The sequence below is a fragment of the Serratia sp. 3ACOL1 genome (assembly GCF_003668775.1).
Lineage (GTDB): Bacteria > Pseudomonadota > Gammaproteobacteria > Enterobacterales > Enterobacteriaceae > Chania > Chania fonticola.
The window spans coordinates 421103-442025 of record NZ_CP033055.1 but is presented as its reverse complement, the minus strand read 5'-3'; the positions used below and the strand labels follow the sequence as shown (position 1 = coordinate 442025).

At 53.9% G+C, this 20923-nt stretch carries 18 protein-coding genes; 6 read left to right on the top strand and 12 right to left on the bottom strand.

Annotated features, from left to right (window positions below; all coding sequences use genetic code 11):
* The first annotated feature begins 96 nt into the window (after positions 1-96).
* The 3 genes from D9980_RS02170 to D9980_RS02160 all read left to right on the top strand — a co-directional run bounded on the left by D9980_RS02170 (position 97) and on the right by D9980_RS02160 (position 3144).
* Positions 97-1122 (top strand): MerR family transcriptional regulator, encoded by a 1026-nt coding sequence (locus D9980_RS02170; protein ID WP_121606253.1) that lies wholly within the window; start codon positions 97-99, stop codon positions 1120-1122.
* 404 nt (positions 1123-1526) lie between these two features.
* Positions 1527-2075: a GNAT family N-acetyltransferase gene (locus D9980_RS02165; protein WP_121606252.1), complete on the top strand. Its 549-nt coding sequence runs from the start codon at positions 1527-1529 to the stop codon at positions 2073-2075.
* An 889-nt stretch (positions 2076-2964) separates the two neighbouring features.
* Positions 2965-3144, top strand: coding sequence for a hypothetical protein (locus D9980_RS02160; RefSeq protein WP_121606251.1), 180 nt, complete (start codon positions 2965-2967; stop codon positions 3142-3144).
* A gap of 119 nt (positions 3145-3263) precedes the next feature.
* Here D9980_RS02160 and D9980_RS02155 read toward each other — a convergent pair whose 3' ends face one another.
* From D9980_RS02155 to D9980_RS02130, 6 genes are all read right to left on the bottom strand, one after another.
* The gene (locus D9980_RS02155) at positions 3264-4184 is read right to left on the bottom strand and encodes a DUF808 domain-containing protein (protein WP_121606250.1); all 921 of its coding nucleotides are present in this window, start codon (positions 4182-4184) and stop codon (positions 3264-3266) included.
* 176 nt (positions 4185-4360) lie between these two features.
* A complete protein-coding gene (pbpG, locus tag D9980_RS02150) occupies positions 4361-5290 on the bottom strand; it encodes a D-alanyl-D-alanine endopeptidase (RefSeq protein ID WP_121606249.1) in 930 nt (309 codons plus the stop codon).
* A gap of 156 nt (positions 5291-5446) precedes the next feature.
* Positions 5447-6550 carry an adenosylhomocysteinase gene (locus D9980_RS02145; RefSeq protein ID WP_121606248.1) on the bottom strand — a complete coding sequence of 368 codons (1104 nt, stop codon included), beginning with the start codon at positions 6548-6550 and terminating at the stop codon, positions 5447-5449.
* Positions 6551-6777: 227 nt separating this feature from the next.
* Complete coding sequence (locus tag D9980_RS02140; protein WP_024485774.1) at positions 6778-7461, bottom strand: outer membrane protein; 684 nt, start codon at positions 7459-7461, stop codon at positions 6778-6780.
* 109 nt (positions 7462-7570) lie between these two features.
* Positions 7571-8194: a response regulator transcription factor gene (locus D9980_RS02135; RefSeq protein WP_121606247.1), complete on the bottom strand. Its 624-nt coding sequence runs from the start codon at positions 8192-8194 to the stop codon at positions 7571-7573.
* Positions 8194-9462, bottom strand: a complete 1269-nt coding sequence (locus tag D9980_RS02130; RefSeq protein ID WP_238393677.1) for a sensor histidine kinase — start codon at positions 9460-9462, stop codon at positions 8194-8196. The genes D9980_RS02135 and D9980_RS02130 overlap by 1 nt, the downstream gene beginning before the upstream one ends.
* A gap of 206 nt (positions 9463-9668) precedes the next feature.
* On the opposite strand from D9980_RS02130, the gene D9980_RS02125 reads away from it, so the two are divergent.
* Positions 9669-10232, top strand: a complete 564-nt coding sequence (locus D9980_RS02125) for a DedA family protein (protein ID WP_021805212.1) — start codon at positions 9669-9671, stop codon at positions 10230-10232.
* Between the two features lie 2 nt (positions 10233-10234).
* Here the strand turns inward: D9980_RS02125 and D9980_RS02120 are convergent, their stop codons facing one another.
* Together D9980_RS02120 and D9980_RS02115 are read right to left on the bottom strand one after the other, a co-directional pair.
* Positions 10235-10861 carry a LysE family translocator gene (locus tag D9980_RS02120; protein WP_121606245.1) on the bottom strand — a complete coding sequence of 209 codons (627 nt, stop codon included), beginning with the start codon at positions 10859-10861 and terminating at the stop codon, positions 10235-10237.
* 107 nt (positions 10862-10968) lie between these two features.
* A complete protein-coding gene (locus D9980_RS02115; RefSeq protein ID WP_121606244.1) occupies positions 10969-11856 on the bottom strand; it encodes a LysR family transcriptional regulator in 888 nt (295 codons plus the stop codon).
* Between the two features lie 118 nt (positions 11857-11974).
* Here D9980_RS02115 and D9980_RS02110 point away from each other — a divergent pair, with 118 nt between their 5' ends.
* Positions 11975-12412 carry a PACE efflux transporter gene (locus D9980_RS02110; protein WP_024486924.1) on the top strand — a complete coding sequence of 146 codons (438 nt, stop codon included), beginning with the start codon at positions 11975-11977 and terminating at the stop codon, positions 12410-12412.
* Between the two features lie 159 nt (positions 12413-12571).
* Positions 12572-14038, top strand: a complete 1467-nt coding sequence (ansP, locus tag D9980_RS02105; RefSeq protein WP_121606243.1) for an L-asparagine permease — start codon at positions 12572-12574, stop codon at positions 14036-14038.
* A gap of 61 nt (positions 14039-14099) precedes the next feature.
* Here the strand turns inward: ansP and D9980_RS02100 are convergent, their stop codons facing one another.
* The 4 genes from D9980_RS02100 to D9980_RS02085 form a co-directional block, all read right to left on the bottom strand.
* Positions 14100-17201, bottom strand: a complete 3102-nt coding sequence (locus D9980_RS02100; protein ID WP_121606242.1) for an efflux RND transporter permease subunit — start codon at positions 17199-17201, stop codon at positions 14100-14102.
* A gap of 10 nt (positions 17202-17211) precedes the next feature.
* Positions 17212-18327, bottom strand: a complete 1116-nt coding sequence (locus tag D9980_RS02095) for an efflux RND transporter periplasmic adaptor subunit (protein ID WP_121608928.1) — start codon at positions 18325-18327, stop codon at positions 17212-17214.
* Between the two features lie 161 nt (positions 18328-18488).
* Positions 18489-19241 (bottom strand): SDR family NAD(P)-dependent oxidoreductase, encoded by a 753-nt coding sequence (locus tag D9980_RS02090; protein ID WP_024486926.1) that lies wholly within the window; start codon positions 19239-19241, stop codon positions 18489-18491.
* 814 nt (positions 19242-20055) lie between these two features.
* A complete protein-coding gene (locus tag D9980_RS02085) occupies positions 20056-20919 on the bottom strand; it encodes a DMT family transporter (RefSeq protein WP_237733930.1) in 864 nt (287 codons plus the stop codon).
* Positions 20920-20923 lie beyond the last annotated feature (4 nt).

The window sequence follows — 20923 nt, the reverse complement described above, 5'->3', positions numbered from 1 at the left end:
CCTGCAACGCGTCACAAAAATTCCCCCATATCCCTGCTTGACCCTCACGTAACGTCAGGCTGTAGTATCTCAGCTCACACCAGGGAGATAACCAGCATGTTACTGAAAGTCGGCGAACTGGCCCGCCGTTCGGGCATCACCATAAGAACCTTACATTATTACCACAGCATTGGGCTGCTGGTTCCCTCCGCACGTTCCGATGCCGGGTATCGCCTCTACAATCGGGAAGATATTACTCGCCTGCACCATATTCAAGCCTTGCGGCGAATGGGAGTTGCACTGGCAGAAATCGACTCGATTCTGGCGCACTCGGGGCTGGCGTTACCAGCGGTTATTGAACAGCAAATTGCCATGCTCGATCGGCAACTGACACAGATAACCACGCTGCGCAGTCGCTTACAGCATATGCACGCCCAATTGACCCAAGGCAGTGAACCCGAACTGAATGATTGGCTGATCACGTTGGAGATGATGACCATGTACGATAAATACTTTACCGCCGACGAACTGGCGCAGTTGCCGTTCTATCAGGCCGACGAAGCGCGTAATCGGGAATGGCAGGAGATGGTGAGTACGGTTCAAGAGCTGATGAATGATGGGGCAAGTGCCGAAGATCCGCGTGCTCAGGCTATTGCGCGCCGCTGGATGTGCACGCTGGAGCGTGATACCGCAGGCAATCCGGCATTTCTGACCCGTCTCAACGCCATGCACGCCGATGAGCCTTCGATGCGCGCACAAACGGGGATCACACCGGCCATGACCGATTACATCACCCGGGCCTTTTCCGAAACCAAGCTGGCGATCTATCAAAAATACCTGTCTGATACCGAATATGCCTATGTCCGCGCTCACTATTTTGATCGCATTCAGGAATGGCCAGCGCTCATTGCCCAATTCCAGCAAGCGATGCAGCAGGAGGTTGCACCTGCATCGACACAGGCTAAACAGTTGGCGGCCCTTTGGCTGGAGCTGTTCCAGTCCTATGCCAGTGACAATCCAGCCACCCAAATGAAGATCCGCCAGGCGATGGAGCAAGAGCCGACCTTGACCGAGGGTACCTGGCTCACCCCTGCGCTGTTGGACTATCTGCGCCAGTGCGTCACGCAACTGATGCGGGGGTAACCTGTGTGCCCTCACCCCAACCCTCTCCCACAGGGAGAGGGAGCTAGAGCAGGGTCGTCGTCAGGTGTGGGAGATGGTCTATGACTTCACCTAACAAGGCATGATTTGAGTCAGATGCGGACGTTAATCTATAGCACGTAAGTTGCCGTTCGCTAATAGGAAGCCGAAGTTAGGCACGGAAACAGATTTGTGGCACGTTCTGTCCCCTCTCCCTGTGGGAGAGGGCTAGGGTGAGGGGTAACACCTAACGCAATAACATACCTTACTTCACTTAACAGATTTCTCCGCATGAAAATGCCATCATTTTTTCTTATCCCCACCAGACAAAAAGCCAATTTATCTTGTCGCCAGGCGCGGTGCATAATGCCTTGGTACTCTGATTTATCATCATAAAAGGGAGCACTATGTCACTTGCAACCCCACCGCTGGCAACGCTAAGCGTCTCTGATGCCAGCACTGAGGATATGGCGGCCATTCAACAAATTTATGCTCATCATGTGCTTTACGGGCCAGCCTCGTTCGAAGAAACGCCCCCAACGTTGGAAGAGATGCAACAGCGCCGCCACAACGTCTTGGCTGCTGGGTTGCCATGGCTGGTGGCGAAAATGCAAGACCGCGTCGTGGGCTATTGTTATGCCACACCGTATCGGCCACGACCGGCTTATCGCTACACCATCGAGAATTCGGTCTATGTCGCCGAAGGCCTGCAAGGGCAAGGTATTGGCAAGACATTACTCGGCGCATTGATTGCCCGCTGTGAACACGGCCCGTGGCGGCAAATGTTGGCAACGATTGGCGATGCTGCCGGCAATGCAGGCTCCCTTGCCCTGCACCGCAAGCTAGGCTTCACCAGTATCGGCACCCTAAGCGGCGTCGGGTTTAAATTTGGCGGTTGGCTGGATACCCACATTATGCAGCGGCCACTGAATGGCGGCAGCCATACGCTGCCTTAGGCCCTTTCCGGGCAAGCTGCTGATTTTCATCTATAGTTAATTCTGTCGTGGCTTAGCGATCTCAGCGTGCATTCACGCATTCACTAAACATAAACAGTCGGGAGAGACGGATGAAAATTTTTCTGTGGATTATTGCGATTATCTTTATTGTTGGCCTACTGACCATTACCGGTGTGTTCAAACTGATCTTCTAGTTCTCACCACCATTGGGCGCATCAATGCGCCCTGCATTGCTCTGCAGTGATGTAAGCATATCAATGAGCTCAGATTATTTTCGAGCCGCTTCCCAACTCTCTAATATTGTTGTCAAAAACCGCTAAAAATCGTGTTGAATGCCTTCATTGCTACGTTAAAGAGAGCACAGGATGGCCTCAATTCATCACCTAACTCTTCCGTATCCTTTGGAAATCAACCGAGACTACGGAAAGCCCTACGTCACTGGTACATTTGAAGTTGGAGGCAAGCTATTTCTTGTGGTGTTCAACAAAATAGCCACAGCGACAGAGGCTCGAGCCAAAGGCTACGGTATCAACATGCCTGACATACCTTTTCCGCCCAATGGTATGGTAGAAATCTTTTTCGACGCTCTGAGCGTACCTGAAGAATACGGCCAATTTAGACACGTGCCGTTGCCGGGTGAAAACGGATCCAGGGTCTTGTTCAACGTTGCCAAGCTGGTGAGACTTCATTATAGTGTTTGCAAACCTGGTGGATATTTGTTCTATGCAGCGCCTGATGTTCACAGTGAACGCAAAGTTGATCTGGTCGTCATCTATAATAGCCTGCTAGGGTTACGGAACCCGCAAAGGGCCCAAAGTCATACCAGACTCTGTCGATTGCCAACTGGCTGGCATGCTTATAACGGACTGTGCGTAGATGGGAGGGGGTTATGTCATTACTTGCTGAAAAACCTGTGGTTAACAAAATATTGGCCCGTCAGCGCCTGATGATGCAGATGGTTGTGAACCAGAAATTATTGACCGGAGAGTTTGAGTTGCGTGATGGGAAAATCACCAAAGGGAAAAACTTCCCTGAGCCCCACAATCCGCAACTTTACAGCGAATGCTAAACCTGCCGGCAAAACGCCCTGTTGCCGACAGCTCCAACGTTAAAAAAGCCCCAACTTTTCTGAGTTCACTACCAACCCCCGAAAAAACACATTTCGGGGTTGGTCATTAATCCGCGGCATCAAGCCTTAAAACGAGCCCGCACCGAACTAATCCCAGAGACCACCAGCATCACAACGCCACCGGCGATCAGACCAAACACTGCATTCAGCAGCGTAGGGGTGAGGCCCCCCAGGATCGCACCTACGCCAGGTACCACCATAGAATAACTCGCCCAGTCGGTGAACAGATGATGCACAGGCGGTAACCCGTGGGTCAAAATCCCGCCGCCCACCATAAACATAGCCAGGGTCCCCACCACCGACAGCGTTTTCATCAGATAAGGTGCCGCACTGACGATACCGCGCCCTATCGATTGCGCCAGCGCGCTACGCTTACGGGCCAGGTAGAATCCCAGATCGTCCAGCTTGACGATGCCTGCCACGATGCCGTATACCCCAACCGTCATCACAATGGCGATGCCACACAGCACAATCACCTGCTGGCTAAAGGTGGCTCCGGCTACGGTCCCCAGCGTGATGGCAATAATCTCGGCGGAGAGTACAAAGTCGGTACGAATGGCGCCTTTGATTTTGCGCTGTTCATAGACCGCAACGTCCTCACTGGTATCCAGTTCCGCTTTCTCTTCTGCCTCTGCGCCCTTGCGGTGCGTCAGGCTGTGGTAAACCTTTTCAAACCCTTCATAGCAAAGGTAAGCCCCACCGACCATCAGCAGCGGTGTAATCGCCCAAGGGGCAAAAGCGCTGATCAGCAATGCCAGCGGTACCAGGATCGCCTTGTTGATAAACGATCCCTTGGCCACCTTCCACACCACGGGGATTTCACGATCGGCCTTAACACCGCTGACCTGTTGGGCATTGAGCGCCAGATCGTCTCCCAGTACCCCGGCGGTCTTTTTGGCCGCCATTTTCGTCATCAGTGAAACATCATCCAGTAACGAAGCGATGTCGTCGATCAGGGTTAATAAGCTACTGCCTGCCAAAATGCACTTTCCTTATCAAAGGGTGGGATAGCCATACCGGTTTAGCATAGCGGGTTGAAAACATGAAGAGGGAAAATCTTAATGATTTTACTGTAGCTGCGGGCTTAAGTCGTGAATTTTGCAGAAGGGGAAAGTGATAGCCTGCCGCGACAGGCGGCAGGCTAATAAGTCACGTTTTATTCCGTGTCGTTCTTCGCCAGGGCGGCATCTTTCTGGCGGCGATAATCCCGTGCCGCCGCCGGGATCGGCGTTACTTTGCCGGTTTCAATCCAGGTACGCAGGCGGCTAGCGTCCGCAAAATGGGTATATTTGCCAAAGGCGTCCAACACCACCAGCGAAACGGAGCGGTTGCCGATCACGGTACGCATCGCCAGGCAATGCCCGGCCTGATTGGTAAAGCCGGTTTTGGTCAGCTGGATATTCCATTTCTGGTTGTAGACCAGATGGTTGGTATTGCGAAACGGCAGCGTATAGTTGGGATCCTTGAAGGTCGCCATCCGTTCGGTAGTGGTGCTCAACTGGCCGATCAGCGGGTACTGCTTGGTCGCCAACATCAGCTTGGTCAGGTCACGCGCAGTGGACACATTATGAATCGATAGCCCGGTCGGTTCAACGTAATGCGTATTGGTCATGCCTAGCGCTTTCGCCTTGGCATTCATTGCCTTGATAAAGGCGTTATAGCCCCCTGGATAATGATGCGCCAAGCTGGCCGCGGCCCGGTTTTCCGACGACATCAGCGCCAACAGCAACATATCCTTGCGGCTGATTTCGCTGTTCAAACGCACCCGGGAGTAGACCCCTTTCATTTCTGGCGTCTGGCTGATATCGACCGACAGCATTTCATCCAGCGGCAGGCGGGCATCCAACGTCACCATCGCCGTCATCAGCTTGGTGATCGAGGCGATAGGCACCACTTCATCGGGGTTACGTGAATAAATCACCCGATGCGTTTGCATATCCAGCACCATGGCACTGCCAGAAGCCAACTCAGGCTGGGAGGCCTGCACTGCGGCGGTTTTATTGCTGGCTAATGCACTCGGCACCAGTCCAGTACCGGCTTGCAACGCGAGCAGGGTTAGAACCAAAACACGGATTTTCACATGTATTACTCTGTAACGGAGGAGAGAACCGACTGCGTTGAATTATAAGTGAGGGGTATAGAATTGCACTGTGATTGTGAGTAGCGATTTGTGACAAAATCTATCGGCGCAAAATTTATGCAACCCGCGAGCGTACTGGGTTGTACGCCCGCAAGGTAAAAGTTACAGCGCTGGCTGCCAGGCAGATTGCGGCAACAGGTACAATCCGGCAGCATGCTGCTCACCGGCCCCCACGATATGCCCGATACCGGCGGCCATCACGGCCAGGGTCACATCGAAGGCATTCAGGCTGTCGCCGTAGCCTGCCGTCAGGTTGAACATCGACCCGTTGGCCAGCAGATACAGCGTTTTGTCTGCCAGTTGGTAAGCATTCACAAATGGCATTGGCTCGCTGTGCGGCAGGGCCTGCAGGAAACCGACGTCGATCTCTTCCGCCACATGCCCAACGTTGAGGATAAACACCCCATCCTTGGCCCGCTCCAGGTGCCGTGCAGACAGCACGTTTTTGGCTCCGGTGGCCGTGGCAATTACATCGGCCTGCTCTACGGCAGTGGCTAAATCGACTACCGCCCAACCATCGTAGCGCGCTTGCAAAGCCCGGGCCGGATCGATTTCCGCCACGATAACTTGCCCGCCATAAGCCTTGGCAGAAGCGGCTACGCCCTGGCCCACCAGCCCATAACCAATCACCACCACACATTTTTCATGCAGCGTCAGATGGGTGGTCTGGAAGAAAGTATGCCAGGCGGTCAGCCCAACCATGTGGCGATTATGCAGCCCTTCTTTTACCGGCAGGTCATCCCAGTTAAAGATCGGGTAACGTGGCGCGATGCCCCCCAAACGGCTGATGCCTGAACCGGTCGCTTCCAGCCCAGCCTTGATCTGCGGGCCATTGGCAGATTGATGCAGGCGAGTGGTCAGATCGGCTCCCATCTCACACAGGTGAGTCGGCTCCCAGGCCAGCGCTCGGTCGAAAGATTCAGACCAGTCGGCATCGCTCATATCACGCCAGGCGTGCGCTTGAGCACCATGACGCTCCAGCCAGGCCACTACGTCATCCTGTACCGTCGTCGGGTTACAGGTGGTGAGATAAATGGCAGCGCCCTTATCCAACAGCCCGGCTACCAGCGGGGCCATTTTCAGATCCAGGTGCATGTTACACGCCAGGCGCACGCCGTGCAGATCCGGTAACGCCACCACTGCCGCGCGGGTACGTGGCATATGGCGCATGGCCCACTTCAACTCACTGTCAAAATCCTGATACATCGGTTACTCCTCTACTACGCCACGCCGCCAGGGCATGGCAGAATGATTAATCTGCATCGCACGGCGGCTATTATCACTTATCTCACCGCAAAAAACCGAGGTGACTGTCATGACAGCAGCATGAGTGATGGTTTTTCCGATCTATCAGGGGGAATAACTTCCGGACGGATTGTTCAGCAGGTACAGGCCGCGATGGCAAAACTCACGGCCCGGTATCAATGATAAGGTTAGAACAGGTAACGCACACCTAAGGCAAACTCACTGGAAACCAGGCGCGCTTTCATTTGCTCATCTTTTAACCCACGGGCATTGGTAAAGTTATTGTAACCACTTTCAATCTTGCCCATATCCACGTAGCGGTAGCCCAAATCAAGATTGAGCCGCTCCATAGCCGCATAGCTGATCCCTGCGCCAATAGAGTAAGCCAGATTATTTTGCGTGCTTGCCGCGTATTGGCGCGAGGTATTCCCCTGCCAGCCGTCGGATTTCACTTTAGCGATACCCAGGCCAACCGTGCCATAAACCGAGAAGTCATACCCTAGCGCGTAGTCACGATAGGCATTGAGCATCAGGCGCTGAGCGTCCACTTTGTGGTGATTGTAGCTGCTGGCAAAGGTGGTTGAGCCGCTGGTGTATTCGCTTTTCTTTTTGAACACATACTCCGCCTCACTGCGCCAGCCATTGCCAAATTGATAGCCTGCGGCGATAGCCCCGTTATAGAAATTATGCTTTTCGTCACCGCTGACAAAATCACCCACGCCTGGGCGGCTACTGGTATCCATATCTTCTGCCGACTGTCTGGCGTGCAATAGTTTTATCGCCCCATAGTATCCCTCTAAATAATCATCGGCTAAAACATTACCGGAAACAACGGAGAGGGAAACCAGCAGTACCAGAGGTTTAATATTCATGCGATCCTCGCTTGAAAGGTTATTTATGAAGAACAATGAAGGTTCAGCTAAAATAACCAACGCGCAAAAGTGTCGCAATTCGGTTGAATACCTAAGGCTCTAGGTATTTTTACTTAACTCTTGTTGAAGAAAACAGCTCACCATAGACTTTCATTAACTTCACCGACGAGTTGATCGCCAGTTTGGCAAATAAATTGGCGCGATGGGCCTCTACCGTGCGCGGTGAAAGCTCCAGCTCCTGAGCAATTTCCTTACTGGATTTCCCTTGCATAATCAGCCCAGTGACCTCCAGTTCCCGCGCTGACAGCGCATTGAGCCTCTCTTGCAACTCGGCGGTGGCTTGCCGCTGTTGTTGCAACATTCGCTGATGTTCCAATGCTCCAGCGACAGTTTCGATCAACAGATCGGCATCAATGGGCTTGGTCAAGAATTCAAAAGCCCCGTTTTTGAAGGCCCGCCGACATAAATCAATATTTCCGTGGCCGGTCATGATGATAACGGGGATATCCAGCCCCTGTTGTTGCCACTCTTCCAGTAGCGTGATGCCGCTTTTGCCCGGCATACGAATATCCAGCAGCAAGCAACCGCACAGCGCCTGTGGTTCCCCCATCCGCTGTTGAAAATCCAGACTATTTTCATAAGCCAGCGTTTGCCAGCCCATGGTTGCCAATAGTGAAGTTAGCGAACTACGGATGGCCCGATCGTCATCAATCAGATAAATAAACTGTTCCATCACTCCTCCTGAGTGTTAAAGGGAAACCACAGGGTAAAACGCGCCCCCTGATCGGCCATATTTTCCACCGTAATAGTGCCGTTCAGGCGCTGAACCAGAGTTTCCGTCAGCGCCATGCCCAGCCCCAATCCCTCTTGGCGAGTCGTGAAGAAGGGAATAAAGACCTGTTGTAATGCGGGTTCAGAAAGCCCTGGCCCACCATCGGTAATCATCAGTTGGATCCCTTGCTTCGAGTATTCAGCATCGATTGCCACCCAACCTGGCTCCGGCTGATTGGGCTGTTGTGCCTGAATGGCGTTGGTCACTATGTTATGGAAGATTTGTTCAACCCAGAGAGGATCGGCTCGCAGAGGAGGTAACGCATCGGGCATCCGGTTAACGATCCTGACCTTGCCCTTATTGATCTCATCTTCCAGCAGCATAGTGACGCGCAACCAGACCTTATGCAGATTGACCTCTTGCAATACTACCTGCTCATGCGCCAACTTTTGCCGAAATTGCAGCAGCAACGTGCTGATGCGTTTGATTTGTATCACTGCCGCATCAAGCAACGGCACGGCTTTATCCTGCTGCTGTTGGTCTAACAGGCGCAGGGCGGCCTGGTTATAACTTAACACCGCAGTCAGCGGCTGGTTGAGTTCGTGAACCATACTGGCCGTGATTTCCCCCATGGCGTTAAGCCGCGTCAATTGCGAGAAGTGTTCACGCAAAACGGCAATATTGCGTTGGCGTTTTTGAATACGGTATTGGTCGATAAAATAGATGACAGCAGCCCAGAAAACCGGCAGCAGCAATAACAGCAACCAAGGCAAACGCGCCCAATCAGGGTCGTTTCGGGCGGATAATGCAAAAGGCTGAGTGACACTGCTGATCCCCTTGTCCCATTGCCAATAGGCTGGTTGAGCATGATCCCCCTGCTCAAATAAAGGTTTGTTGTGCCAGCTCAGGCCGATCTGCCGGAAATCATGACGCTGGGGAATGTCCGCAAATAGCAGCGCAGGATCGATCAACAACGCAAAATGTTGGTGTGCCAGCCAGTAAGTTCCCTCTCCCGTTGGCGTTAAAGTCGGGATTGGCTGTGCCTGTGGCATACGTTTCCAAGCCACAATCTGCGGGAATTTTTGCTGGACGATGGCGGGATCGCTGGACACCGACAGTAAGGAAAGCACCGTCTCAAGCTGGGATAATTTAACCGTCACCTCACGATATAAAATACGATAGGTAACTGATTGCTCTTCATATTGCTGTTGCAAAGCATAAATTATCACCCCGCTCCCTGAAAACAGAGATAGAACCAACCAGAGAGCAACCTTGAGCATAATATCTCCATATCATTGGCAGACGAGTTTATTAATAGCGGATTAAACACTATGCGAATACAAGAATCTATTATTAACATCGGGCCGTTTCAATTCACCTCCCGCTGCGGGAACAGGGTGTTATAATCCTATTTCATCGCAATAAAGGAACAACAATGACGGATTTGGCCCACTACATTACCCAATATGGCTACTGGGCGCTGCTGATTGGCTGCCTGCTCGAAGGGGAAACCATCACCCTGCTGGGAGGAATTGCGGCACACAACGGATTGCTGCGCCTGCCGCTAGTGATTGCGGTGGTTGCCATTGGCGGCGCCTTGGGCGATCAGGTGCTCTATTTTGCCGGGCGCCATTTTGGTGGGCGGGTGCTTGCCCGTATCGAGAGCCAACAAGCCCGCATTGAACGCGCTCAAAAGCTGATTGCCAGCCACCCGATTTTATTTGTGATTGGCGTGCGTTTTATGTACGGGTTCCGGCTTATCGGCCCGGTGCTGATCGGTGCCAGTAAGCTGCCCCCCTCGCGCTTTATCCCGCTGAATATTCTGGGGGCTATCCTGTGGGCCACGCTATTTGTACTGCTCGGCTATTTTGGTGGTCAGGCCATCAGCAGTTTTGTCAGCGGTAGTGACAAAAAGCTGTATAGCCTGCTGTTCTGCGTGGTGGTGATCGCCGCTATTCTGCTGCTTCGCTACTGGTGGCGGCGGCGTCACGCACAATAAGACTATTTGTTGAGCATCAGCTTCAGGCCCAGTAAGGCCAGCACGCTGCCGCCCAGGCGATCGAACCAGGCTTTGAAACGCAGGTAGACGCGGCGCGGGCGCGGTGATGACAGCACAAACGCCACAAAGGCATACCACAGCAGATCGACGACCAGAGCAATCAGCGGCAGCACGATATACAGCACCATGGGGATCTTATGGCTGAGCAACGCCGCAAACACGCTGCCGAATACGATAGCGGTGTTCGGGTTGCCCAACTGGGTTAGCAGCCCGGTGGTGAACGCCCGGCGAAAGCCTAGCTGCTGGCCGCCAACCGCTTCGATCATCAACGGCTGATTGGCTCCGCGCAGCATTTTGAACGCCAGATAGATCAGATAGGCACCCCCCAGCATTTTCAGCGTGGTATACAGCCAAGGCAGCGCCAGCAGCAGCGATTGCAGGCCTAACAAGGCGATTAGTGCGAAGATAAAACAGCCGATCCCCATCCCCAATGCTACCGCCATCCCATCGCGCCGTGACGAAGCCACCGCCGTTCGCGCTACCAGAATAAAGCTTTGCCCTGGGCTCATCGCCCCAAGCGTAATAGCTCCGGTAATGCTGAGTACCGATAATAGCGTTTCGTTGATCATGCCCTTTCCCCTTGCCTGACTCCATCATTCAAATTAACGTGCTGGCCAAAATAAAAGCAATAGAAACGTAAGGATACGGGGTTAAAACTGCGCCACGTTCCCCCCGGTCAAGCATTACCCTGCGTCATCAACGCCACCAACTCCCTGGCCGCCTTCTGTTGCGGCTGGTGCTTCAGCCAAATCAGGTGCACCGGCAGACGCAGTTCGTTTTTGGTATTTTTAAATTTCAGGCGGATCAACCGGCCCTGTTCCAGCAACGGCGCAGTTAACGACAGCGGAAAGTTGCCCCACCCCAGCCCGGCTTCCACCATGCTTAACGCCATCGGCAAACTGTCAGTACGCCAGAAAGATTCCGCTACCTGTGGGCGTTTATCGGCCATAGGCAAATCCCGGCTGGCTACCATGATCTGCCGCACGTTGACCAGTTCCTCCAGAAACAACTCGGCACCACCAGCGCCCAGGGCTGAATGTTGCGCCGCAATGGTTGCCACCAACGACTCGCTACCCACATAGTGAAAATGTTCCTGGCTGTTAACGTCCAGCCCGCCGAATGCCAGGCACAGGCTGACCCGCTGTTGATGCAGCATATGCAAAACATCATCTTGTGGGGCTGTCAGCACCTCGATATCCAACAGCGGGTAGCGTTCCGCCAACGCTTTCACCGCCGCCAATAGACCGCTGCTGTTGATATCAGATGCCACACCGATCGACAGCCTGCTTTCCAGCCCTTGAGAAAGCTCAATGGCGTGGTTCTGCAGCTGCTTGAGCTGCTCGGCAATCAAGCGCGCGTGGGGAGCCAGTGCCAATGCCAGCGCGGTGGGCACCGGTTCACGGTGCGAGCGGTCAAACAGCTGAAAACCCAGCTCCGCCTCCATATTGGCGATCCCCATGCTGACCGCCGAAGGCACCCGCCGCAACGCCCTGGCTGCCGCCGAGAATGAGCCGCGATCCAACACGGCCAAAAACAGTTCGATATTGTCACTGGAAAAATTCATCGCCTCACCTGTCAGTAAAACTGACAGCTCCTGACTTTTTCTATCAATAGCATTGACGTTATCTTACGCATCGGGTTGCCGGACGTCATCAGGCACGAAAATAAAGCAGGAGAAAAGCATGCAAGGCGTGAAACGCAAACTGGTCTATGTGACCGCTTATGAAGTTATCGGTATGGTCATTTCGGCCCTTGGGTTGGCACTACTCTCCGGCTCCGCCCCGAGCAGCACCGGGCCGTTGGCGGTGATCATCACCACCATCGCCGTCACTTGGAACCTGATTTACAACTACTTGTACGAATTCTGGGAAAGCCGCCAGGCATCACGCACCCGCACGCTGAAGCGCCGCATTCTGCACGCGGTGGGCTTCCAACTGACGCTGGTGGTTTACCTGATCCCACTGATCGCCTGGTGGATGGAGATTTCCCTGCTGCAGGCCTTGCTGTTGGATATGGCGCTGATCGTGATTATTCCCTGCTATACCTTTGTGTTTAACTGGGCCTTCGACAAAATATTCGGGCTGCCGACCTCTGCCCTGCCTGCCGCCGAATCGGCCTGAGTGACACCCTCTTCCTCTGAACCGCAGTTTTTTTGCCTCAATTCCTTAGAACGGGTAGCATGCCTCGCCGTTATTTAACGGCGTTGGTATCAACCAAAACTGCGGAATGTTGCCATGACCTCATTCCCATGATGCAAACAGACAGGAACAGGACAAATAATGCACTCAGACAAAACGACTGCACATGACAAGCAGGCGGCGAGAAAGCGTTGGTTGGACTCGCACGAGTCCGGTTACCACAAAAGCATGGGTAAACGGCAGATACAGATGATCGCCATTGGCGGCTCTATCGGCACGGGCCTATTCCTTGGCACCGGTGCACGTCTTCAGATGGCGGGTCCGGCACTGGCGCTGGTGTATCTGGTATGTGGCGTGTTTTCTTTTTTCATCCTACGCGCCTTGGGCGAGCTGGTATTACACCGCCCATCCAGCGGCAGTTTCGTTTCCTATGCACGCGAATTTCTCGGTGAAAAGGCCTCCTACGTTGCAGGCTGGATGTACTTTCTTAATTGGGCGATGACCGGCATTGTCGATATCACCGCCGTAGCGCTGTATATGCATTATTGGGGTACCTTCGCCGAGGTTCCCCAGTGGCTGTTTGCCCTGGGGGCGCTTGGAATTGTGGCTACCATGAATATGATCGGCGTGAAATGGTTCGCAGAAATGGAGTTCTGGTTTGCGTTGATCAAGGTCGCCGCAATCTCTCTGTTCCTGGTCGTGGGTGTCATCTTCCTTGGCGTCGGCACACCGGTAGCGGGTAATACAACCGGCATCCACCTGATCACCGATAACGGCGGCATGTTCCCACATGGTCTGTTGCCTGCTTTGGTATTGGTACAAGGGGTGATTTTCGCCTTTGCCGGTATCGAACTGATAGGCACCGCCGCTGGCGAGTGTAAAGATCCGGAAAAAATGATGCCAAAAGCGATCAACAGCGTGATCTGGCGTATCGGTTTGTTCTATGTCGGCTCGGTGGTACTGCTGGTTCTGCTGTTACCCTGGAACGCCTATCAGGCTGGGCAAAGCCCGTTTGTCACCTTCTTTTCCAAGCTTGGCGTACCCTACATCGGTACCATCATGAATATCGTGGTGCTGACCGCCGCCCTTTCCAGCCTGAACTCTGGCCTGTACTCAACAGGCCGTATCCTGCGCTCACTCTCCATGGGGGGATCAGCACCAAAGCTGATGGCTAAAATGAGCAGCCAGCAGGTACCTTACGCCGGTATTCTGGTGACCTGCGGCATCTATGTGATTGGCGTGGTGCTGAATTATCTGGTGCCATCGCAGGTGTTCGAGATCGTGCTGAATATCGCTTCGCTGGGCATCATCTGTTCTTGGGCGTTTATTATCGTTTGCCAGATGCAACTGCGTAAGGCGATCAAGGCGGGGAAAGCCAAACCGGTGGCGTTTAAAATGCCAGGAGCACCGGTCACCTCGTGGCTGACGCTGTTGTTCCTGTTCGCGGTGGTGATCATGATGGCCTTTGATTACCCGAACGGTACCTGGACTATTGCCACCATCCCAGTGCTGGCCGTGTTACTGCTACTTGGCTGGTTTGGCCTGCGCAAGCGTGCTGCACAGGTGAAGCTTGAACAACAGGCTCACGAGCAACACAACGGCCAATAAGTTAATCCGTATCGGGTTTACCCAGCACTTTCGCTGGGTAAACCTGGCGACGACACGTTATTTAGGCAAAGCGGGATTTCATCCATTCGCGTAGCCGTTGAATATGCAGGTACAACGCAGGAATAAAGAAGATCCCGACCAGCGTTGCCAGTAACATCCCGCCAAACACGGTAATGCCGATAATTTGGCGGCTCATCGCCCCGGCTCCGGTAGCAAACACCAACGGCATCACTCCGAGAATAAACGAAATAGCCGTCATCATCACCGCCCGGAAACGTTGCCGGGCACCGTCCTGCGCGGCTTCGCGAATGCTGGCCCCCTCTTCACGCCGCGCCTTGGAGAATTCAACGATCAGGATGGCATTCTTGGCCGCCAGACCGATCAGCAAGACCAGTCCGATTTGGGCGTAAACGTCGTTGGCGAACCCCATCATGCGTAACCCGGCGACTGCCCCCGCCACCGCGAATATCACCGACAGCATCACCACTAGCGGGATACTCCAGCTTTCATACTGAGCCACCAGGAACAGATAAGCGAACACCAGCGCCGCCAGATAGATCAGCAGGGCTTGGTCACCGGTTTGTTGTTCCTGCCAGGACAGGCCGCTCCAACTGTAGCCGTACCCCTTTGGCAACTGCTCGGCCAATAAAGACTCCATGGTGTTCATCGCTTGCCCAGAGCTAACCCCCTCGGCCGCAGATCCGTTCACCGATACCGACGGAAACTGGTTGAACTGGCTGATAAAAGGCGCGCCGATAGAAGGCGTGAGCCGCACCAGATTGGCCAGGCTCACCAAAGCGCCGGTATCGCTGCGCACATTCAGGCGATTAATTTGTTCGGTGCGTTGCCGGTAATCCATATCGTTTTGCAACTGCACCCGGAACATACGGTTATTGACCGAAAAATCCCCCACGTTCAGGCCGCCAAGCGAAACTTGCAGCGTATTGAAGATCCGGCTGACCGGCACCTGCAACAACGCAGCCCGTTCACGATCGACCGTCAGGTCGATATCCGGCACCACGGCACTGAAGGTGGTAAATACCCGGCTCAGCTCTGGCCGCTGGTTGGCCGCAAAAATAATCCCCTGGGCCACCTGAGCCATCTGCTGCGGCGTTTGCCCCTCCAGCGCCAGCAGGCGTAAATCAAAGCCGGCGGCGTTTCCTAACCCAGCGATTGCCGGTGGATTGACCACCATGATCATCGCCGAAGGTATCGCCGCCAGTCTGCCCTGAAGATCGGCCAACACCCGGTCAACATGTTCGCGTTGGCCCCAGGGTTTGAGCATCACGATGGCAAAGCCCGCATTGGGTAAATTGCCCCCGCTTAGCAGGCTGAAGCCGGTAATTTTGATCACATCTTCCACCGCCGGGTTTTGTATCACCTGCTGATGCATCTGATCCATCACCGCCTGGGTACGTTCAAGGGAAGCCCCATCCGGCAGTTGTACGTTGACGAAGAAGAAGCCCTGATCCTCCTCCGGCAGGAAAGAGGTTGGCAGACGGCTATAGCCATACCAAGTGGCCAAGCCAACGACAATGAGTGCTATCACCGTGGTTAGTGCCCGCTTGCTGGCCAATGCGGTCAAGCGAACATAACCGTTGCGCATTCGGTCCATCCCACGGTTGAAACCACCAAAAAAACCGGTTTTCGCCAGCTCACGCCGCCGGATCAATGTGGCACAAAGCGCTGGGGATAGCGTCAGCGCGTTGATGCTCGACAGGATCACCGCCGCCGACAGGGTCACGGCAAACTGACGATACAGCTCACCGGTAATACCCGGCAGCACCGCAATCGGCACAAACACCGCCATCAGCACTAACGTCGTAGCGACGATAGGCCCGGCAATCTGGCTAATCGCCTTGCGGGTCGCCTCTGCCGGGCTAAGAGCGGGATCTTGGGCCAGCAGACGCTCCACGTTTTCCACCACCACGATGGCATCGTCCACCACAATAGTGAGCGCCAGGATAATGGCGAACAGGCTGAGGGTGTTGGCGGAATAGCCGAAAACATACAGCACGGCAAAGGTGCCAAGCAGCGAAACCGGAATGGTCAGCGCCACGATAAAGGTGGCCCGCAGGCTCTGTAAGAACAGATAAACCACCAACAACACCACCGCCAGGGTTAACGCCAACGAAATGGCAATCTCGTGCAGCGTTGCGGTTACCGGGCGGGTGGAGTCATATTTGATGTCATAGCTCATATCGCTGGGGAAGGATTGCGACAAGCGCGCCATCTCCTGGCGTACCGCGTTAGCAACATTCAGCGCATTGGCTCCCGGCGTGGGGTAAACCACCAAAAATGCCGATTCCTGTTGGTTCATCGAAGCATTGACCTGATAGTTTTGCGCTCCCAATTCGACCCGCGCCACGTCGCCCACCCGCACGGTGCCCCCATTGGCACCGCTGCGGATAATCACCCTGGCGAACTCCTGCGGATCGGTTAAACGCCCCTGCCCGCTGATGGTCAAGGTTTGCTGCTGCCGCGAAGGCGAAGGCGCGGAACCGATCTGGCCTGCTGCGGCCTGCACGTTCTGCTGCTGCAACGCTTGCACGATGTCCTGCACGCTGATATTGAGCGACTCCATACGCTGCGGATCGAGCCAGACGCGCATGCTGTAATCACGAGCACCAAATACCTGCACATCCCCCACACCGCTGATGCGGGCCAAGGCATCGCGCAGTTGGATACTGGTGTAATTGCTCAGAAACAGCGTGTCGCGGCTGCCCTTGGGAGAGAACACGCTAACGCCCAACAGCAGATTCGAGGCCCGCTTGCGCACCGAAACCCCGTTGTTATTCACCTCTGCCGGTAGCTGCGCGCTAACCTGTGAAATACGGTTTTGCACCTCCACGGCTGCCATATCCGGATCGGTGCCGCTGGCAAAGGTAATGCTCAGTTGATAACCGCCGTTGTTGGCGCTGGTCGATTCCATGTACAGCATGTTGCTGACGCCGTTGACCTGAGCTTCGATGGGCGATGCCACCGCCTGAGCTACGTCACGGGCGCTGGCTCCAGGATAGAGCGCGCTGACGGAAACCACCGGTGGCGTGATATCGGGGTACTGTTCCACCGGGATCACCTTGAGAGAAACGATCCCCACCAGGGTGATCACCAGCGCAATCACGATGGCGAATTTTGGCCGCCGGATAAAGAAATGCAGCATCAACGTCCCCTTATGGTTGCGCGTTGGCGCTGGAGAGAATGGCGTTCACCTGCATTCCGGGCCTGACGTGCTGAACCCCGGAGATAATCACCCTTTCGCCAGCACTGAGCCCGGCATTCACCTGATAATATTGTTGATGTTGTTCACCCAGCGTCACCGCTCGGACTTCCACAATATTCTCAGGCGTGACCACCAACACAAAGTGGCCCTGCTGGTTTTGCTGTAGCGCAGCAATTGGCACCAGCGTAACCGTTTGTGGTTGCTCGGCGGTCAGGATCACGTTCACCACGCCCCCGGGCAGCAGCAGATGATTAGGATTGGCAAAACGGGTGCGCAACGTGACGGTGCCAGTGTGGGCATCGATCTGGTTATCTATTGATTCAAAAGTGCCCGGCTCCGGGTAGGATTTGCCGTTGGCCAGTTCAAGACGGGCAGAAAACTGCCCTTCGGCAAGCTTGCCCTCCCCATGCTGACGCTGATAGGCGGCGGTAATATAGTCGCGTTCATTGATGGAGATCGCCACGCGGATCGGATCGAGCTGAATAATGTTGACCAGTGTGCCACTCGCCGCGTTGACCAGGCTGCCCACATGAAAACGGCTGTGGCCGATGCGCCCGGCAATCGGCGCATAAATACGGGTATAGCTGAGTTGTAACTGCTGCGTATTAAGCAGTGCCCGCGCCTGGGCGACCGCCGCCCTGCTGGTATCACGCTCGGCTGCCGCGGCATCGATATCCGCTCTGCTAACCGCGCGGTTATTGCCTAACTGCTGCAAGCGCGTCAGGTTTACCTGAGCCAGGTTGGCTGTGGCCGTGGCGCTATCCAACTGAGCCTGAGCCTGCGCTACGGCAGAATGGTGTAATGCGGGCTCAATCTCGTACAGTAAATCCCCTGCCTTGACCATCTGCCCTTCGGTAAACGGCCGTTTGGCGATAAACCCTTCGGTACGGGTCTTCACCTCCACGGTTTGTATCGCCTCAATGCGGCCAAGATAGTGCAATGCGCGTTCGGGTTGGCTTTGTTCAATCAGCACCACGGTCACCGCAGGCAGCGGTGCAGCAACGATCGGTGTGGCAATGGCCAGCAGCCACAGAGCCATAAAACGGGAGAACAGAGGTTTAGTCATCGGCAGCAAGATCACTCATCAATTAATTACCAACCTAACTTGATGAAAATTATAGTTCACCCATAGCAAGTCAGAATGAGCTCTGCTGACGATTTCTTGCAAAGACGCAAGCTCGCTTACACCTTGGCCAGAGGGCGCAGCATGCCGCGCCCACCAGCGGTTTACTGTGCCGTATAACCCCCATCAATGCTGTAAAAGGCCCCGGTGGTAAAACTGCTGTCTGTAGAAAGCAAAAAAACCACCGTTTTCGCTACCTCTTCACGCGTAGCCATACGCCCCATCGGATGGGAGGCAGCCATTTTCTCCCGCACCAAGGCTGGTAATCTGGCCATCGAAGGCGTATCGACATAACCAGGCCCGACGGCATTGATGCGTATCCCCCGATCGGCAAACTCCAGAGCGGCGGCCCTCGTCAAACCGATAATGCCGTGCTTGGCCGCGGTATAAGGCGCAATACCGGCAATGCCGACTATGCCATTGGCGGAAGAGAGGTTCACTACCGCGCCACCGCCTGCTGCCACAATAGCGGGCAACCCGTACTTCATCCCATAGAAGGTGCCACTGAGATCGGTTTCAATCACCGCGTGCCAATCATCAATGGAATATTCATTCAGCGGCACATCATGCGGCCCGGTAATACCGGCATTGTTGACCAGCAGATGCAATTGCCCGCCAAGGGCCAGCGTTTGCGCTACCGCACTGCGCACCGATTCAGGATCGCGAGCATCCATCACCAACGGAAATACCGATTTGCCTGTCGGATCCATACGTTGTGCCGTTGCTACCAGTCTTGCGCGATTTCTGGCGGTGATCGCTACCTTCGCTCCGCGATCGACCAACTCTTGAGCAATAGCTTCACCAATACCGGTGGAAGCACCGGTCACCAACGCCACTTTACCCGTAAAATCTTGCATAACGCCTCCCGATAACTCTAGTGAGGCATTCAGGATAAGGCTTGGGCATGACAGTTTCTGGCAGTGGCTATCCGCCAAAAGGTGCTGGAGCGTCACCACCCAGGTCACAGCCTGGCAAAAGGATATACAAAAAAGCCCTGACAATATTTGCCAGGGCTTTTAGGTTACTGCATTTTTAAAATTCAACATTAATCAACTTACTAACTGGGTACTACTTTCGATACTGCTTAAAATGTACTTGTTTATCACAGATAATATTGGGTATTGAAAAGCTAACTACATCCTCCCCTATACTGGCTGATTTACAAATTCGACTTACCTACCTCACAATAATTAGCCGAGATAAAGCAAGCTAAACTGGTACATTCCCCCTTCGCGATATAAACTTTTGACGCATGGCTTTACTTTCATTGCAACAAACTTACAGGATAAAATTAACAAGTTGCAACATTAACACTTGAGAAACAGAGCCTTACATCATCGCGTTATGGTACACACCCTGCGATCGTCGGTACTGACTACGTGGCCTTAAAGCATTGTCGTTTGAGTCCGAACCGGCTACTCAACGACGACTTCCCCATACAACAGAACTTCGTGGCCTTTATCGCATATCACTAAACAACTTATTAAAGATAACCTTTCAATCTGTTATTTAGCTAAGCAGCTAACTATCAATTTCCTGCTGCTGGATACTAATTTACGACTTTTTCAAACTATGTCAATACTGTTTTTAACAACATACGTTTATTGGCTAAATCGCTAATTTTAAACGGAGTGAAATCGATTAGCGTTTACCTTATGGGTTAATTGGTAGCTACACGGCGGGTAAATTTACCTGCAGCAGCAGCGCCCCTACAAGTACCGTCATCACGCCTAGCCATTGCACGCCAGACAACCTTTCACCCAGTAATGATGCCCCTAACAGAGCGGCAACACCGCCAGAAAGCGTACTTAATACCGTCACAACCGAGAGCGAACCATGGCCACTTCCCACGGCAAAAGCCGTGAAACCAGCCAAGTTTAACAGGCTGGCGGCCAGTAATAATCCGCTCTGCCGCAGATTGGGACATGCTAGTAGTTTTTTACGATCGCCGAATATCAACAGGGCCGTCAGACCAACAGCATAACCCATCCACAAACTGAGATTTGGCCCTAGCACCGGCAAGGTATAGCGCCCCTGTAACCAGAAACTGCAGCCGTAACACAGTGAGGCCAACAGGGCGAACAACAGCGGGAGTCGCATCGCAGATGTTTCTGTCTGCCGATTCACGTTCATTGCGGTCAAGATTACGCCCAACATGCAGATTGCCAGCCCCAGGACGGTGAATGCCCCTAACCGCTCGCCGCTGATCCAGGACAACAATGCTGTCACTGCACCATAGCTGGTGACTAATGGTGCTACCAGTGCCGTTTTGCCCAACGCAAACGCATGGGATAAGGCCAGCGCCCCAACCACGATCAATCCCGCGGCAAGTAGCGCCAACCCCCAAATAGTTATCGGGACGTCAGAGACACGCAACGGTATGCTCAGCAGCAACAAGGTTAAAACAACCAATCCGACGGCCTGTGAGAAAAAAACGGCACGCCTGACGCCAACCGCCCGGGCATTAATACCCACCAATAAATCGGTTCCTCCCCAAGATATTGCAGCCATCAGCCCCATTAAAACATCCATCATTTTC